General features: G+C 74.6%; 14 protein-coding genes. 5 read left to right on the top strand and 9 right to left on the bottom strand.

The window, feature by feature from the left end; translation table 11 throughout:
- Positions 1-202 precede the first annotated feature (202 nt).
- Positions 203-1,150 (top strand): spherulation-specific family 4 protein, encoded by a 948-nt coding sequence (locus ACS04_RS04255; RefSeq protein WP_078864406.1) that lies wholly within the window; start codon positions 203-205, stop codon positions 1,148-1,150.
- Positions 1,151-1,265: 115 nt separating this feature from the next.
- Here ACS04_RS04255 and ACS04_RS04250 read toward each other — a convergent pair whose 3' ends face one another.
- A complete protein-coding gene (locus ACS04_RS04250) occupies positions 1,266-1,517 on the bottom strand; it encodes a DUF6332 family protein (RefSeq protein ID WP_048475126.1) in 252 nt (83 codons plus the stop codon).
- Positions 1,518-1,667: 150 nt separating this feature from the next.
- Entirely contained in the window at positions 1,668-2,414 is a 747-nt protein-coding gene (locus ACS04_RS04245) for a maleylpyruvate isomerase family mycothiol-dependent enzyme (RefSeq protein WP_048475125.1), read from the bottom strand.
- A 48-nt stretch (positions 2,415-2,462) separates the two neighbouring features.
- On the opposite strand from ACS04_RS04245, the gene ACS04_RS04240 reads away from it, so the two are divergent.
- Positions 2,463-3,170 (top strand): alpha-ketoglutarate-dependent dioxygenase AlkB family protein, encoded by a 708-nt coding sequence (locus ACS04_RS04240; RefSeq protein WP_048475124.1) that lies wholly within the window; start codon positions 2,463-2,465, stop codon positions 3,168-3,170.
- Positions 3,171-3,214: 44 nt separating this feature from the next.
- On the top strand, positions 3,215-4,588 hold the full coding sequence (locus tag ACS04_RS04235; RefSeq protein WP_245236273.1) for an ROK family protein: 1,374 nt from the start codon (positions 3,215-3,217) through the stop codon (positions 4,586-4,588).
- 50 nt (positions 4,589-4,638) lie between these two features.
- Here the strand turns inward: ACS04_RS04235 and ACS04_RS04230 are convergent, their stop codons facing one another.
- Complete coding sequence (locus tag ACS04_RS04230; protein WP_048475123.1) at positions 4,639-5,163, bottom strand: ATP-binding protein; 525 nt, start codon at positions 5,161-5,163, stop codon at positions 4,639-4,641.
- A 198-nt stretch (positions 5,164-5,361) separates the two neighbouring features.
- Between ACS04_RS04230 and cds1 the strand changes: the two genes are divergently transcribed.
- Positions 5,362-6,498 carry an L-cysteine desulfhydrase Cds1 gene (gene cds1 / locus ACS04_RS04225; RefSeq protein ID WP_048475122.1) on the top strand — a complete coding sequence of 379 codons (1,137 nt, stop codon included), beginning with the start codon at positions 5,362-5,364 and terminating at the stop codon, positions 6,496-6,498.
- Between the two features lie 111 nt (positions 6,499-6,609).
- On the opposite strand, the gene ACS04_RS04220 is transcribed toward cds1, so the two are convergent.
- Positions 6,610-7,104 (bottom strand): SRPBCC family protein, encoded by a 495-nt coding sequence (locus ACS04_RS04220; protein ID WP_048475121.1) that lies wholly within the window; start codon positions 7,102-7,104, stop codon positions 6,610-6,612.
- Between the two features lie 235 nt (positions 7,105-7,339).
- Here ACS04_RS04220 and ACS04_RS04215 point away from each other — a divergent pair, with 235 nt between their 5' ends.
- Positions 7,340-9,886, top strand: coding sequence for a hypothetical protein (locus tag ACS04_RS04215; protein ID WP_063839231.1), 2,547 nt, complete (start codon positions 7,340-7,342; stop codon positions 9,884-9,886).
- Here the strand turns inward: ACS04_RS04215 and ACS04_RS04210 are convergent.
- The 5 genes from ACS04_RS04210 to ACS04_RS04190 form a co-directional block, all read right to left on the bottom strand.
- The gene (locus ACS04_RS04210; RefSeq protein WP_048475120.1) at positions 9,828-12,284 is read right to left on the bottom strand and encodes a right-handed parallel beta-helix repeat-containing protein; all 2,457 of its coding nucleotides are present in this window, start codon (positions 12,282-12,284) and stop codon (positions 9,828-9,830) included. The two genes, ACS04_RS04215 and ACS04_RS04210, sit on opposite strands and share 59 nt — an antisense overlap.
- Positions 12,285-12,416: 132 nt before the next feature.
- On the bottom strand, positions 12,417-13,022 hold the full coding sequence (locus ACS04_RS04205) for an Rv1733c family protein (RefSeq protein WP_425337807.1): 606 nt from the start codon (positions 13,020-13,022) through the stop codon (positions 12,417-12,419).
- Between the two features lie 336 nt (positions 13,023-13,358).
- Positions 13,359-14,183 carry an MOSC domain-containing protein gene (locus tag ACS04_RS04200; protein ID WP_048475118.1) on the bottom strand — a complete coding sequence of 275 codons (825 nt, stop codon included), beginning with the start codon at positions 14,181-14,183 and terminating at the stop codon, positions 13,359-13,361.
- 55 nt (positions 14,184-14,238) lie between these two features.
- Positions 14,239-14,754, bottom strand: coding sequence for a DUF6643 family protein (locus tag ACS04_RS04195; RefSeq protein WP_048475117.1), 516 nt, complete (start codon positions 14,752-14,754; stop codon positions 14,239-14,241).
- 259 nt (positions 14,755-15,013) lie between these two features.
- The gene (locus tag ACS04_RS04190; RefSeq protein WP_048475116.1) at positions 15,014-16,183 is read right to left on the bottom strand and encodes a glycosyltransferase; all 1,170 of its coding nucleotides are present in this window, start codon (positions 16,181-16,183) and stop codon (positions 15,014-15,016) included.
- Positions 16,184-16,240 lie beyond the last annotated feature (57 nt).

Raw genomic sequence — 16,240 nt, 5'->3', positions numbered from 1 at the left:
GCAGGCGCTTGGCGGCCCGCCCGGCTGCCCTGCCGCCCGGCTGGGCACACGGCCGCGCGCTGCGCGCGATCACATGATGAGGTGACGGATCGCTTGTCTGTTCCTCGCATCAATCCTAGTGGTTCGGCTTTCACCGAACGGGCGCCCGTCTAGTGTTCGTCGGGTCGTGCTCCCGCCCCGCCCCCTCGCCGGAGGAACAGCCGTGGCCCGCGCCGTGAAGGCCCTGTACGCCGTCCTGGTCACCTCCTTGCTGGCCGCCCCGGCGCCCGCCGTGACCGCTTCGGCCGGCACCGCCTCCTCCGCCGGCACCGCCGAGGAGGCGGCCCCGGCCCCGAGACCCCGGGCAACCGGCGTACGGGGCCTGGAGATCGCCGTCCCCGCCTACGCCTGGGCCGGTGACGGCATGCTCGGGGATCTCGTCGCCACCACGCCCGCCGCCTCCGTGGTCGTCCTCAATCCGGGGAACGGCGACGCCCCCTTCGACGGCCGCTGGCAGGCCCGCGCCGACGCGCTGCGCGCCGCGACCACCGCCACCGGTGAGAAGACCAAGGTCCTGGGCTACGTCCACACCGACCACGGCAACCGCGACTTCGACGCCGTCAAGGCCTCCGTCGACAACTACCTCAAGACCCGAGACGGCCGCCTGCACGTGGACGGCATCTTCTTCGACGTCGTGAGCCGCGACTGCGGCCCCGGCAACGCCACCCGCGACCACTACGCCCGGCTGCGCGAATACGTGCAGGACACCATGGACGGCGTCGACCCCACCGCCGCCGACCTCGTGGTCGACAACCCCGGCACCGCCATCGCCGACTGCTACCTGGAGCCCGGCCACCGCACCGCTGACGTCTTCGTCACCTTCGAGGACACGTACGCGGCGTACACGGGAGGCGGCTGGCTCGGAGGGAACGTTTTCGCAGACTCGGGCGGCTACCGCACCGGCACCGAACTCGACCCGACCGGCACCGCGTTCTGGCACCTCGTCCACGCCGTCCCGGACGCGACGGCCATGCGTGCCACGCTGCGTACGGCGTTCGACCGCGGTGCGGGGTACGCGTACGCGACCGGCACGCGCATGCCCAACCCGTGGGACGAATCGCCGAGTTGGAAGTACCGCAGCCAGACGCTGTACGCCGCCACGCTGGGCTGAGGGCCAAGGTGGCCGGGAGGGGGGTTGCGACGGCGGCCGGTGCAGGCCGGTGGCCGCGGTCGGACCCGCACCCGCACCCGCACCGGGAGCCCAGTCGGAGCCGGGGTCGCGGGCGTCAGGCGCCGTCGTTCTCCGGGCGGCGGGCGAAGCGCCACAGGACGTGCGTGATCCGGAGCAGGAACACGGCCCCCGCCAGTACCCCTGCCGCGAGTTTCAGCGCCGCGTCGACGGTGGGCGTGACGTCGAAGACCAGAGCGGGGCCGTACACCGCTCCGAAGACGAGCGCGGCCGCGAAGCATCCGCTGAGGAACGCGTAGCCGATCTCCGTGGTGATCGCGTCCCGGTCCGCCTGCGTACGTCTGCCCATGTACGCATTGTCACAGCCCGTACCGCACTGTCACAAGAGCGCCCCGAGCCCCGCCCCGACCGCCGCACGGTCCCTCGGCGGCCGGGCGCGCAACCCGCCGACCGATCCCGTCCGGACGACCGATCCCATCCGCACGACCGATCCCGCCCGTCAGCCGATCCCGGCCGTCTCCGCCCACCGGCGCGCCAGCGACTCGTCGCCGCTCACCCCCGGGCCCATCAGCGGAAGCCGGTTCCACAGCGTCTCGTACAGCCAGGAGGCAGTCCCGATCACCTCGCAGTCCGCCGGTTCGCCCGTATCGCCCGACACCGTGCGCGGCGGCTCCGCCGACAGGTGTACGGTCCACACCGCCCCCGTGTCGGCCGCGCGGACCCGCAGCACCCGCGGCTCCTCGGTCCGCATCCGGCTGCGCGGCCGCGCGTGGAAGCCGGTCAGCAGCTCGTCCACCCCGTCCTCGGCGAACTCCGGTGTCACCGGCGAGTAGAGCGCCCCGAGAGCCGCCTCCGCGTCCATCCGGTGCACGGCCGTCTCGTGGGCCTGCCGGCGCGCCCAGAAGGCCAGGGGCGACGGCGCGGCCGTCGGCAGGAAGGTCCAGCACTGCACGTCGGCCGGCGCCTCGGCCAGTGCCCGGACGAGGGCCTCGTGCCCCTCGCGGTACCAGGCCAGCAGCTCGGCGCCGGCCAGCTCCGGGGCGTCCGGGAACGGGCCCGGCTCCAGAACGCCGTCGGTGACGTACCCGGCGGCCCAGCGGTGCACCGCCCCCGTGTGCCGCAGCAGGTCGGTGACCCGCCACCCCGGACAGGTGGGAACGGGGGCCTCCGTACCCGCCCGCTCGGCCGTCTCGGCGAGCAACTCGCCCTCCCGCGCAAGGGTCTCCACGTACTCCGAGATCTTCATGCGGGCAGTCTCGCACCGGCCGCCGACAATGCCGGTGAGAATGGAGTCATGGACGGGGAACTCTTCCCGCGCGAGCGGACCGAGATCGCCCCCGGCGCCGTGCACGTGCCCGACTGGCTCGGGCCCGGGCGCCAGCGGGAGCTGCTCGATGCCTGCCGTGACTGGGCGCGCCCGCCCGCGGGCCTGCGCACCGTACGGACACCGGGCGGCGGGACGATGACCGCCCGCCAGGTGTGCCTCGGGCTGCACTGGTACCCCTACGGGTACGCCCGCACCGCCGTGGACGGCGACGGGGCACCCGTCAAACCCATGCCCGACTGGCTCGCGGAGCTGGGGCGGGAGGCGGTGGTGGCGGCGTACGGGCACCCGGGCGCGGACGCGGGCGGGCACCTTGACACGGACCTGGCCGCGGACCCGGCCGCGTACGCGTACGACATCGCGCTGATCAACTTCTACGACGGCGACTCCCGCATGGGCATGCACCGGGACGCCGAGGAGAAGTCCGGGGCTCCGGTGGTCTCCCTCAGCCTCGGCGATACGTGTGTCTTCCGCTTCGGCAACACCGCCTCGCGCGGCCGTCCGTACCAGGACGTCCGGCTGCGCAGCGGGGATCTGTTCGTCTTCGGCGGCCCGGCGCGGCTGGCCTACCACGGGGTGCCGAAGGTGCTGCCCGGCACCGCCCCGCCCGGGCTGGGGCTGACCGGGCGGCTGAACGTCACCCTGCGGGTCGGCGGCCTCGGCGGCGCCCCCGACTGACCGGCGGCGCCGCGCACCCCGCCGATCATGCGAGGATCGCTGTCATGAACGGCAACGGGGCCCCGCCGCGGGCGGGGGATGCGTCCACGGTGTCCGCGGCGTCCGCCGCTTCGGCCGCGACTTCCGGCTCGGCCGTGTCTCCGGGCCCGGTGGCGTCCTCCGGCTCGGCCGCGACCTCCGGCTCGGCCGCGACTCCCGGCTCGGCCGCGTCCTCGGCGCGGGCCCGGCTGGAACGGGGCCGCGGCGCCCTCGGCCCGGCGCTGGAGCTCGTCCACACCGGCCGGGCCCCGACCCGCGCCGTCCTGACCGCCGAGCTCGGCGTCACCCGCGCCACCGCCGGGGCGGTCGCCGCCGAGCTGGAGGCGCTCGGCCTGATCCGCGTCGACTCCCGCCCGGGCGGCGCGGGCGGCACCCAGGGCCGCCCCTCGCACCGGCTCTCCATCGACGAGAACGGCCCCGTGGCGCTGGCCGCGCAGGTGCACTCCGACGGGTTCCGGGCCGCGCTGGTCGGCCTCGGCGGCCGGATCGTGGCCACCGCCCCCGGCAAGGTCACCGTCTCCGCCGACCCGGCGCAGGTGCTCGGCGCCGTCGTCGGGGCGGGCGCGGCGCTCCTCGCCGAGACCGGCCGCCGCTGCGTCGGCGCGGGGCTCGCGGTGCCCTCGGCGGTCGCGGAGCCGGACGGCACGGCGCTGAACCCGCTGCACCTGGCCTGGCCGGCCGGGGCTCCCGTACGGGACATCTTCACGGAGTGCGTGAAGGCGGCCGGCATCGACGGCCCGGCCCTGACCGGGAACGACGTCAACCTGGCCGCGCTCGCCGAGCACCGGCACGGCGCGGGGCGCAGCGCCCAGCACCTGCTGTGCGTGGCCACCGGCCACCGCGGGGTGGGCGGCGCGCTCGTACTGGACGGCCGCCTGCACAGCGGGAGTTCGGGGCTGGCCCTGGAGGTCGGCCACCTCACGGTGAACCCGGAAGGGCGGCCCTGCCACTGCGGCAGCCGCGGCTGCCTGGACGTGGAGGCCGACCCGCTGGCCTTCCTGACCGCGGCGGGCCGCACCCCCGGGCCCGAGGTGTCGCTGCTCCAGCAGGCGCGTGACCTGCTGCGCGAGGAGTACGCGGAGCCGGCGGTGCGGGCGGCCGCCGAGGAGCTCATCGACAGGCTCGGGCTGGGCCTCGCCGGGCTGGTCAACATCCTGAACCCGGACCGGATCATCCTCGGCGGGCTCCACCGCGAGCTGCTCTCCGCGGACCCGGAGCGACTGCGCGCCGTGGTCGCGGACCGCAGCCTGTGGGGCCGCAGCGGGGGAGTCCCGATCCTGCCCTGCACCCTGGACCACAACAGTCTGGTGGGCGCCGCGGAACTGGCCTGGCAACCGGTCCTGGACGACCCGCTGGGCGCCCTGGGGGCGGCGGCGTAGTCCCGGCCGCCCCGTGCCCGACACCGGGCCGGAGGTGCGGCGGCCGGAGCCTACCCGGGCCTGGCGCCGACCGAGGCCGCTACCGGCATGACGGTCGGGAGGGCCGTCGGGTCGACGGCGACCACCACCGCGGGCGCGGGCTCCCGTACGGGCTTGGACGCGGTGGCCACCGGGGCGGCGCGCAGCGAGAACCACACCACCTTCCCGGGACCGTCGGCCTGGTTCCGCGCGCCCCACGCCTCGCTGACCGCGGCGACGAGCGCGAGACCGCGCCCGCAGGTCTCCAGCGTGTCCGCGGCCGGCTCCCGCAGGACGGGAAGGCGCGGATCGCTGTCGTACACCGAGACCGTGAGGCGCCCGAGCCGAAGCTCGATCTCCACCGTGCACGTCTTGTCCGGCTGCGCGTGGCGGTGGACGTTGCTGAGCAGCTCCGTCACGCCGAGCGCAGCCCGATCTATGAGCGGATCGAGCTGCCAATGGCGCAACTGTGCTGAAACGATCCTCCGGATCTGTCCGATCCGGGACGGCAAGGCCTGCAGTTCCACGACGCAGTGCCTGCGTGAATGACTGATCACGGCTGCGACTCCCCGACATGAGTGTTACGGGTGCTGCACCCTCGGTAATGCTCCACCAGGGTCACCCACGGTGCCCGTGTATGCAACCGAACGCGATCGAAAGCGATCCGCATGGATACCCAAAGTGACTGTTTGTGCAGGTGAGGGAGGTACATTGCGAAAGCAGGGGGCGAAGGAACGCACGAAGGAGCCAGTCGCATGAGCACCACCCGTACCTCCGGTACGACGGCTACGACAATCGACGTCGACCGTAGCGACGCGGACTACCGCGCCTGGCTGAAGGAAGCCGTCCGCAAGGTCCAGGCCGATGCCAACCGATCCGCCGACACCCACCTGCTGCGCTTCCCGCTGCCCGAGGAATGGGGCATCGACCTCTACCTCAAGGACGAGTCCACGCATCCGACCGGCTCCCTCAAGCACCGCCTGGCGCGCTCGCTCTTCCTCTACGCGCTGTGCAACGGCTGGATCCGCCCCGGGCGCCCTGTCATCGAGGCCTCGTCCGGGTCCACAGCCGTGTCGGAGGCGTACTTCGCGAAGCTGATCGGCGTTCCGTTCATCGCCGTCATGCCGCGCACGACCAGCCCGGAGAAGTGCCGGCTCATCGAATTCCACGGCGGCGAATGCCACTTCGTGGACGACTCGATGAAGATGTACGAGGAATCCGCGGATCTCGCAGCCCGTACGGGCGGGCACTACATGGACCAGTTCACGTACGCGGAGCGGGCGACCGACTGGCGCGGCAACAACAACATCGCCGAATCGATGTACCAGCAGATGCGGTTGGAGCGCTACCCCGAGCCCGCGTGGATCGTCGCGACCGCCGGCACGGGCGGTACGTCCGCGACGATCGCGCGCTACGTGCACTACATGCAGCACGACACCCGGGTGTGCGTCCCGGACCCGGAGAACTCCTGCTTCTTCGACGGCTGGACCAACAACGACCCGCACGCGAGCAGCGATTGCGGCTCGCGCATCGAGGGCATCGGGCGGCCGCGGATGGAGCCCAGCTTCGTGCCGGGGGCCATCGACCGGATGATGAAGGTGCCGGACGCGGCGAGCGTCGCCGCGTGCCGGGCGCTGGAGCAGGCGATCGGCCGCAAGGCCGGCGGCTCCACGGGCACGGGAGTGTGGAGCGCGCTGAAGATCATCTCGGAGATGGTGGCCGAGGGCCGCAAGGGCAGCGTGGTCACGCTGCTGTGCGACCCGGGCGACCGCTACCTGGACAAGTACTACTCGGACGCATGGCTGACCGCACAGGGGCTGGACATCGCCCCGTACACGCGGACCCTCGAAACCCTGCTGGCGACCGGCGTCTGGCGCGAACCGGCGGCCTGACGGGCCCCCTGACCGGCGGTCCGACGGGCGAGCCGCCTGACGGGCTGACCGGCCGTCCGACGGGCAGGCCCCCTGACCGGCCCCCTGACCGGCCGCCCGCTTCGACCCCTGTCACCGGCCGGCCGGGCGGCGCGCCGTCAGGCGGGCGTCCAGCGCCCGGACCGCCGACCGGAACGACCGCCCCAGGAGCGGGCCGGCCGCGGTGAGGACGACCCGGAGCGGGGCCGGGGCGTCCACCGCGAAGGTCCAGCGCACGAGCGTCCCGGAGCAGGGGTCGGCGGGGGTGAGCAGCCACTCCTCCAACAGCGCCCGGATCCCCGGGGCGTTGGTCACGTCGACCCGGTACGCGTAGCGCCGCGCCGGTTCCGCCGCCATGATCGTCTCCTCGAAACGGGTCCCGCCGACCAGCCGCACCTCCCGGCCCGCACCCCCGTGCGTCGGCCGGGCCAGGGTCACCGCCCCGAACCACCGGGGCCACCCCGCCACGTCCTCGGCCAGGGCCCGGTACACGGCCTCGGGGCCGGCCGTCGTCCGGGCGGTGAAGACCAGGCGGATCGGGGCGTTCTCGATGAAGTCCAGCCCCACCGGGCGGAGTCGGCGAGCCATGGCGGTCCCTCCTGGGGGTGTGCGGTGGAGCGTACGTCCGCGTTCCGCGTACCTTAACTATCGCCCCGTCAGATGTCTGTCGTTCCGGCCGCCTTCGCACTGCGCCGGCGTGCGCTCCCGGTGGAAGAGCCCGACGTGGGGGCCCCCAAGCGTCGCCCGGACAGGCCTAGGCAGGGGGTTCGGGGCGCGGGATGCTGGAGTGCCGCTGATCCCGCCCCCGTGAGCGGAGGCCGATGTGCCGGATCCCTCCCAGCCCCCGCAGCCCCTCCACCCCCTGGCCCTCGAACTCCGCGTGCACGGGGTCCACGGCGCACCCCCCGACGAGCTGCTCGGCGACCCGCGCACCGTCCGGATCACCGGGGACTCCACCGCCGCCGTCTTCCGTCGCGCCGCGGACGTCGACGCCGAGGCCCACCCCGAGCGGTACGCCGGCCGGCCCGTCGTCGAGGCCTACTGCTGGTCCCGGCTCACCTCGGGCAACGGTGCCCGAGCCCTCTGGCTGCTGCTCCTGCCCTTCATGGTGGTCAACCTCGCCCACTGGGCCCGGCCGGCCGCGCCCGCCACCGGTCCGGCGCCGCGCGCGGTGCGCGCGTACGGGGTGCTCGTACGGGTCCTCGCGCTCAGCCTGACCCTGCTGCTGATCGCGGCCGCCTGCGAGGTCGCCCTCGACCTGCTCGCCTGGCAGTGCGCCGGTTCCGGAGCCTGCACCGGCTCCGGAGCCGGGTCCTGGCTCGGGTTCATGGAGCCTGGCCGGTGGTGGGGCCAGCCCGGCCGCCGGCTGGCGCTCGGCGCGCTGGTCCCGGCCGCTCTGACGGGGCTGCTGTGGTACCTGTCGAACCGCACGTGGAGCGCGTACGAGTCGCAGCCCCCGCCGGCGGGCGCCGCCGTGCCCGCGGTCCGCCCGGCCGGTGCGCCCGCCCTCGGCCGGCCCGGATTCTGGTACGGGCGGCGCATCGTGGCCCGGCTGCGCGCCGCGCACACCGCCGCCGGACTGCTGATCGTCGCGGCCGCCGTCGCCGTGCCCACCGCCCACCACGACCGCCTCGCCGGCGGCGCCGTACTCGAAGCCCTCGGCCGGGCGGTGGAGGTGCTGCTGGCCGCCGGGGCCGTGGCCGTCGCCTGGGTCGTCTGCCGGCGCGGCCGCACCGAGGAGCGGGCCGACCACCGCCTCGACCGGGCCGCCGTCACCCTGCTGCCGGGCTGCGCCCTCGCGCTGCTCGCCGCCGTCCTGCTCTACGCGGGCTGGTCGCGCCCCGGCTGGACCTCCGCCGGCCGGCTGCCCGGCGACTTCGCGTTCGGGGCGCTCATGCTCGGCCAGGGCTGCTGCGTGCTGCTGCTCGCCGCCGTCGCCGTCCGGCTGTACCGGCTAGCCCCCGACCCTGCGACCGCGCTGTACGGGCTCGGCGGTCCCGCCATCGCCATGCTCGGCTGCGCCCTCGGCGGGGTGATGTCCGGCGGGGTCGCCCAGCGGATAGCGGACTGGCTGGGCGGGTCGGCCGGGGCGGCTGGGGTGACCGGGGCGGGCGGATCGGCGGCTCCCGGGTCCACGGTGCCGGCCCCGCCCGTACTGCTGTCCTGGCAGGCCGCCGTGCTGCCGCCGCTGCTCCTCGTCCTGGCCCTGCTCGCCGCCTGCTTCGCCGTACGCGGGGTCCTCGCCCGGCGCCGGCTCGCCGCGGGAGTGGCCGCCGAGTACCCGGGGGAGCCGCCGGACGCGGACCGCAGCCGCCGGATCGCCGGGGCCCGGGCCGCCGCCGCGCTCACCGACTCCGCGCCCTGGTTCGTGGCCGCCGTCTCCGGCGTCACCCTGCTGCTCGGTGCGGGAGCCCTGGCCGGAGCCTGGATCAGCGGGCAGGTCCCGGGCGAGGCGGTCCGCGGCGGCCACCCGCTGCTGGAGACCGCCGCGCGGGCGGCGCAGGACGCCGGCTCCTGGCTGATAGGGGTCGCCATCGCCGCGTTCATCGCCTGGGGCCGCCGCGCGTACCGGGATCCCGCGGCCCGCCGCACGATCGGCGTGCTGTGGGACGTCGGCACCTTCTGGCCGCGGGCCGCCCATCCGTTCGCTCCGCCCTGCTACGCCGAGCGCGCCGTCCCCGACCTGACCTGGCGGATGAGCGGCTGGACCGGCCGCACCGGCGGCCGCCTGGTCATCTCCGGCCACTCCCAGGGCAGCGTCCTCGCGGCCGCCGCCGTCTGGCAGCTGCCGCCGCACGTCCGCCGCCGGGTCGCCCTGCTCACGTACGGCTCCCCGCTCCGGCGTCTGTACGGGCGCTGGTTCCCGGCGTACTTCGGTCCGGGCCCCCTCGCCGCCCTGCACGCCGACGTCGACTGCTGGCGCAACCTCTGGCGCGCCACGGACCCCATCGGAGGCCCGGTCCTCCCGGGGCATCCGGCGGCTCAGCCCCCTGAAGCGGCTCCGGCCGCGGCCGATCGCGCCCCTGGCCCTGCACCCGCCCCTGCCCCCGTCGCCGATCCCGTCGCCGACCCCGTCGACCGGGGACCGCTCGCCGATCCGCTCGCCTACGGGCGCAGCGCCCGGTACCCCCTGCCCGCGCCGATCCTCGGGCACTTCGACTACCAGGCCGACCCGGCCTTCGCCGCCGAACGCGACGCCCTCCTGGCCCGGCTGGCCGGCCCCGCCCGGTCCGCCCGCCGCGCCCGGTCCACCGCCGGCGCACCACCCGCAGCGGCCGCGCCCGCCCTGCCCGCCCTGCCCGCCCCCAGGGTCAGCAAGGAGCCGGCAGCGCCGGAAGGGCCGGGAGATCCTCCGGGAACAGGAGGGTGAGTTCGTCCGTGCCCGGGTCCGTGAGCTGGGCCACCCGGCCCGCGTGGCGCTCGACCATCGACTCGAAGGTCTGCCGCGCCGTGCGGCCGTTGCCGAACGCCGGGCCCTTCGGGAGCTCGGTGAAGTACGTCAGCAGCGCCTTCGCCGTGCCCTCCCCGAGCCGGTACTCGTGCTCCTCCGCCTGCTGCTCCACGATGCGCAGCAGCTCCTGGGGCCCGTAGTCCCCGAACGTGATCGTCCGGGAGAACCGCGAGGCCACACCCGGGTTGACGGTCAGGAAGCGCTCCATCTCCGCCGTGTACCCGGCGACGATCACCACCACCGCGTCCCGGTGGTCCTCCATCAGCTTCACCAGCGTGTCGATGGCCTCGCGCCCGAAGTCGCGCCCCGAATCCTCCGGGGCCAGCGCGTACGCCTCGTCGATGAACAGCACCCCGCCGCGCGCCCGGTCGAACGCCTCCTGGGTCCGGATCGCCGTGGACCCGATGTGCTCGCCGACCAGGTCCACCCGCGAGACCTCGACCAGGTGACCGCGCTCCAGCACCCCGAGGGAGGCCAGGATCTCCCCGTAGAGCCGGGCCACCGTCGTCTTGCCCGTACCGGGGCTGCCCGTGAACACCAGGTGGCGGCGGACCGAAGCGGCTTTGAGGCCCGCCTGCTGCCTGCGCCGGCCCACCTCGATCATGTCGGTGAGCGCCCGCACCTCGCGCTTGACGCTGTCCAGGCCCACCAGCGCGTCGAGCTGCCCCAGCACCTCGCCGGAGCCGCGCGCCGCACCCGCCGGCTGCCGGTCCGCCTCCTCAGCGCCCCGCGGATCCGGCACCGGGGCCGCCGCGGGCGCGGGAGCGGGGCCCGCGCCGACCGTACGCATTCCCGCGCGTTCGGCGGCGAGGACCCCGGCCCCGGCCGACTGGGCGGCGGACCGCGAGCCCGACTCGTCGCCGGTGCAGTCCTCGGCGACCGGGCCGTCCTCGGCGAACTCGTACCCGCCGCGCGCACAGCGCTCGGTGTGGCAGCGGGTCAGCGTGGTGCGGCAGCCGTCGATCACGTGGAAGCCGAAGCCCGAACTGCCCGTCACGCGGCAGGAGCGGAAGCTGCCGCGGCCGCCCGCCGACACGTAGAACCCCGCCTCGGACGGGGAACTGACCGTGCACCGCTCCAGCGCGGGATCGGCCCCCTTGGTGACGATCACTCCCGTCTGGACCGCGTCGATCGTGCAGTTGGCGAGGGTGCCGCCGCTGCCGTGGTCGCGGAACCAGGCCCCGGTCGCCGCCTCCCGGATCCGGCAGTCGTCGACCTGCGCGGTGGCTCCGTCGCTCACCGACACGGCCGTGTTGCGCACCTGGGACAGATCGCTGTCGACGACATCCGCGCGCGAGCCCCGGTCCAGGACGAACACCGCGTCCGGTACGTCGTGCACCCGGCAGGAGCTCAGCGAGGCGGTGGCCCCGTCACTGATCCACACCGCCGGATAGTCGCCCGTACTGTCGTGGATCTCGCAGGAGTCGGCGTCCACCCGGGTCCCCGGATCCCACACCGACAGGCCGTTGCGGCCGAAGCGGCGGACGGTGGTCCGGCTGAGCGTGAGCACCGAACGGGAGCGCAGGTCCACCGCGTTCTCCGGGATGTCGTGGATGTCGCAGCCGGCGAGCGTGAGCACCGCGTCGGTGTCCAGGGTGACCCCGTCCGCGGACGTGCGGTGCACGGCGCAGTCGGTGAGGCGGGCCGCGGCCCGCGCGGCGATCTGCACGCCCGTGCCCTTGATCTCGTACACCTCGCAGCCCAGCGCCTCCAGGCCCGAACCCTCGCCGGTGACCGCGATGCCGGCGCCGGACGCATGGTGGATCCGGCAGCGCTCCAGCCGCGGCCGCCCGCCGCCGCGCACGGAGACCCCGGTCTGGCCGGCGGCCACCACCTCGCACTCCTCGAACACCCCGCCGCCGCCGTCCAGTACGGCGATCCCGACTCCCGCCGGGTTCTCCACCGTGCACCGCCGCACCAGGGGCCGGGCGGCCGCGCCGCGCACCTCGATGCCCGCCGCCGACCGGGTGCTGACCCGCAGATCGGTGAGCTCCGGCGAACCCTCCTCGACCAGCAGCGCGGGCGCCGCCCGGTCCTGCCCCTCCAGGTGCAGGTCCTGGACCACCGCGGAGGCGCGCAGCGTGAGCGCGACGCCGTCCGGCGGGGCGATCCGCACCGAACCCACCGAGCCCTCCGGCCCGCGCAGGGTCACGGCATGGTTCAGCACCAGGTTCTCCCGGTAGGTGCCGGGAGCGATGGAGAGCACATCCCCGTCGCCCGCGACGGCGAGCGCGGCGGCCAGCGTCGGATACTCACCGGAGCGGCGCCGCCACCGCGAAGATCCGCCGTGCGTCACCTGGACCGCGCCCTCTGCCATGGTGCTGTCGTGCCCCCGCCCTCGTACTCGTGCCGCCGAAGCGGCCGAAACCACCGCCGCCGCCCACCGCTTTGGCGGCGACCGGCTCCGGCCGCTCCACCGTAGCGCGCGCGGGGCCGGTGGGATGCCAGGTCAGCTGCCCGCGCCCGCCCGGCCCCAGTCCGGCCCCGTGGCCGCCCACGCCCGGTCCAGCAGTATGTACCGACGATGCATGAGCCTGCGTACGACCAGGCGCCGGACCGTCTCCACCAGAGCGGCCGCGGCGAGGGCGGCGGCCAGGCCCACCACCGCCGCGTGGGCGCTCGCCGAGGAGGCGTCGAGAGGCCGCCCCACCAGCCGGCCCTGCGTATCGGTCCATATCCGGAACCGGTCGCCCGTCCGCGGCGGTTCCTCCGCGGCCGGCACCGTGCCCTGGTGGCTGCTCCCGTCGGGCGCCGTCCAGGACGCGACGATCTGCGTGCGCTGCGGGGCCTGCCGCTGCGCCGACGGATCGGCCTCCGTCCCCGTGGTCGTCCCCGTGGGCGGGACGGCCGCCGGGCGCACCACCACCGCCGGTACGAGGTACCGCTCCTGCCGCTGTTCGCGCGCGGCCCGCTGCAGCGTGCCGTCCACCTCCATGCCCGCGACCGTGCCGATGGCCGGAGCCACCAGCAGGACGCAGATCAGTGCGGCGAACGCCACCCACGCCTCGAAGAGATCAGTCGGCCGGCGCAGTGGATTGCGCCGCCAACGCCACACACCCGTTGCTGTCCACACGGTCCGGCACCCCCTTTGCCTCCGTCTGCCTGCCGTCCAAGCCTCCCGCACGCCCCGATAACGCGCATTCCGGGACGCGCGGCAGCCGTGTCACCCGATCCGGTGCATGAAGTCCTGAAAGCGAGACCGTCGCCTTGGTCCCGGCTCCGGTCCCGGCCCCGGTCCTGGCCTGGTCCCGGCCCCGGCCGAAGCCGAGCTCGCTCCCGCACCTTCCCGTCACAGCCCGTCGCATGCTCCAACGGCCCGCTCACGGTGCTTGGTTCCACCCTTCCCCCACAGCCCCTCGAAGGTGTCATTCCAAGGGGCCGGTCCCGCCCGCTACTCCAGGACGCGGACCTCGTCGCCCACCCGGACCGTGCCCGTCCGCACCGGCACCAGCTGCCGCCCGAAGGCCAGCGACTTGCCGATCCGCCGGTGCCGGGCCAGGGACTTGAGGGGTTCCTTGCCGCGCTCCGCCGTCGCCTGGTCGGTAGTCGTCACGATGCACCGCCCGCACTCGCGGACCCCGCGGAAGACGGCGTCGCCGATCGCGATGCGCCGCCAGCCGTCCTCCGCCCACGCCTCGGCGCCGGCGACCACGACATTGGGGCGGAAACGATTCATCGGAAGCGGACCCTCCTCGGGATGGTCCCCCTGCGCGATGAGCGAGTTGAGCGCGTCGAGGGACGCGAGGGTCACGAGCAGCACCGGATAGGCGTCGGCGAGACTCACCGTCTCGCCCGGCAGTGCGTACGCCGGATCGACGGGCCGCCGTACGGCGGGGTCGTCCAGGTGCACCAGCCGCGCCGGCACCCCCAGGTAGGCGCTGAACCAGTCGGCCGCGGCGCTCGCCGCGACCACGGTCTCGACCTTCTTCCCGAACAGGGTGACCGGCTCCAGCGGACCCGGCTCCGGCACCTGCACGGCCAGCTCGGCCATGCCCGGCGCCGACAGGGCGACCGCGCCGCCCCCCAGCGGACGCGCCGCGGCCAACGCCAGCCGGGGCTGCTGGCGTTGGGTGATGACCGTGCCCTCGGTGTCCACCACCGCCCACCGCCGGTCCCCGGACATGCCCCAGGGCTCCACGGCCATCTCGTCGGGAGCTGTCCCCGCTACTGACTTGACGGGATGGACGTGGAGCGCCTGGACACGCAAGTTCGACATGGGAGCATCCTGCCAGGACCCCCCGCGCCCGCCCTAGTGGGCGTTCCTGGATCTGTCAGTAGCCGCGCCCCTGGTACGGGCGGCCGTACGGGTCCTCGTACGAGGCGGCCGGAACCGGAGCCGGAACCTGCATCGGACGCGGGGCGGCCGGACGCATCGCCTCGTACCCCGTACCCGCGGCCACCGGCCGGGGCTGCTGCTGGGCCTGCTGCATGTAGCCCGCACGGGCCACGGCCGGCTGCTGCTGCGGGATGTAGGGAGCGGGAGCTTGCTGCAGCGGCATCGGCGCGGGCGCCTGCTGCTGGTACGGGTACCCGTACGCCGGAGCTTGCTGCTGCTGCGGCATGGCCGGGGGCAGCGCGGCCGGCAGGGCGGGCAGGGAGGAGGCGAGGGCCGGGAGGTATCCACCGCTCGAATAGCCCGAGCTGGGGGAGTCGTAGGCGGCCGGAACGCGGATCGGAGCGATCTGCGGGGTACCCCGTTCGGCGACGAGCGAGTCGTAGATGGGGGTGTCCGGGAAAGAGGGCGCGGAGTAGTAACCGCCGCCATAAGTGGAGCGGGGGGAGGTCATGGGACCTAAGTTAAGCCCACGGCTTCACCGGGTCCATAGCGAGGTGTGACGAACACCGCGCTGACCTGCATATTCGCAGGTCAGAGCCACACCCTTCACTTCCCGTTCACGTGCACGTTTTCGTCGCTTCCGCACCGGGTTGTTCCTACTCGTACTCACCGGTTGGCTGTTGCACCGACTTTGCGCTGACGTAGCGTCACAAGGCGGTGACCTGGGATGACATCGGGGGGCGGGGGTGGTCTGGGGGTGATTGTTCGTTTCAGGCGTCACTCGGGCGGGCATAGGTGCGGCCCTTCCATGCCGCACCGCGACCGCGGTAGTGCTGAACGGCGGAGTCCACGGTCATCAGGAGGTACAGGAGGGCCGTGAGCGGAAGGAGTGGCGCGAGTGCCGCGGGCTGGCGGTAGTAGCGCAGCATGGGCAGATATGTGCCCGCCATCAGCAGCCACGCGAGCCCGCCCGCCCACGCGGTCGCGGCATGCCCGGTCGCGAGCCCGGAGAGCAGCGCGGCCGGGGGGACGAGGTAGACGAGCGCGAGCCCGGCCGCCGTCCCGGCCAGCAGCAGCGGCTGGTGGCGCAGTTGCGCGTACGCGCTGCGCGAGACCATCCGCCACAGGTCCCCGAGCGCGGGGTACGGGCGCACGCTGTCCACCCGCTCCGCCAGCCCGAGCCAGATCCGGCCGCCCGAGCGGCGGACGGCGCGGGCGAGGGACACGTCGTCGATGACGGCCTGCCGGATGGAGTCGGGGATGCCCGCGCGGACGGCGACCTCGGTGCGCAGCAGGACGCAGCCGCCGGCCGCGGCCGCGGTCCGGCCGGTGGGGCGGTTGACGCGGCGGAAGGGGTAGAGCTGTGCGAAGAAGTACACGAAGGCCGGTACGACGAGCCGCTCCCAGACGCTGACGGCGCGCAGGCGGGCCATCTGCGAGACGAGGTCGAGTTCGGAGCCGGTCGCGGCCGCGACCAGCTCGCGCAGGCTGTCGGGCTCGTGCGCGATGTCGGCGTCGGTGAGGAGCAGGTACTCGGGCTCGTCGGCGTGGGCGGTCCGGGCGAGCGCGATGCCGTGGCGCAGGGCCCACAGCTTCCCGGTCCAGCCGGGGCCCGGCTCGCCGGGGGAAGTGAGGGTGAGGGGCAGCCCGGGATGCTCCCGGGCCAGCCGCAGCGCGAGCTCGCCGGTGCCGTCGGTACTGCCGTCGTCGACCAGGATGACCTCGGCTTCGCCGGGATAGTCCTGGGCGATGAGCGAGGGCAGGCTGCGCGGCAGCACCTCGGCCTCGTCCCGGGCCGGGACCACGATGGCGACGGACGGCCACCGCCCGGGGGCGCTGCGCGGCGGGAGCCGCACGTCGGTCCGCCAGAACATGCCCTGGGCGAACGTGAGCCAGATCCAGGCGAGGAGGGAAGCGCAGGCGGCGCAGAGAAGGCCCATGCGGGCAGTGTGCCGAAGATGGCGGGGGGTGTGGTGGATTTGGGGGGGTGCGGGGCG

This window comes from Streptomyces roseus (assembly GCF_001044425.1).
Taxonomy (GTDB): Bacteria; Actinomycetota; Actinomycetes; order Streptomycetales; family Streptomycetaceae; genus Streptomyces; species Streptomyces roseus.
Note: the sequence above shows the minus strand (reverse complement) of the source record. Positions and strands in the feature narration are given on the sequence as shown.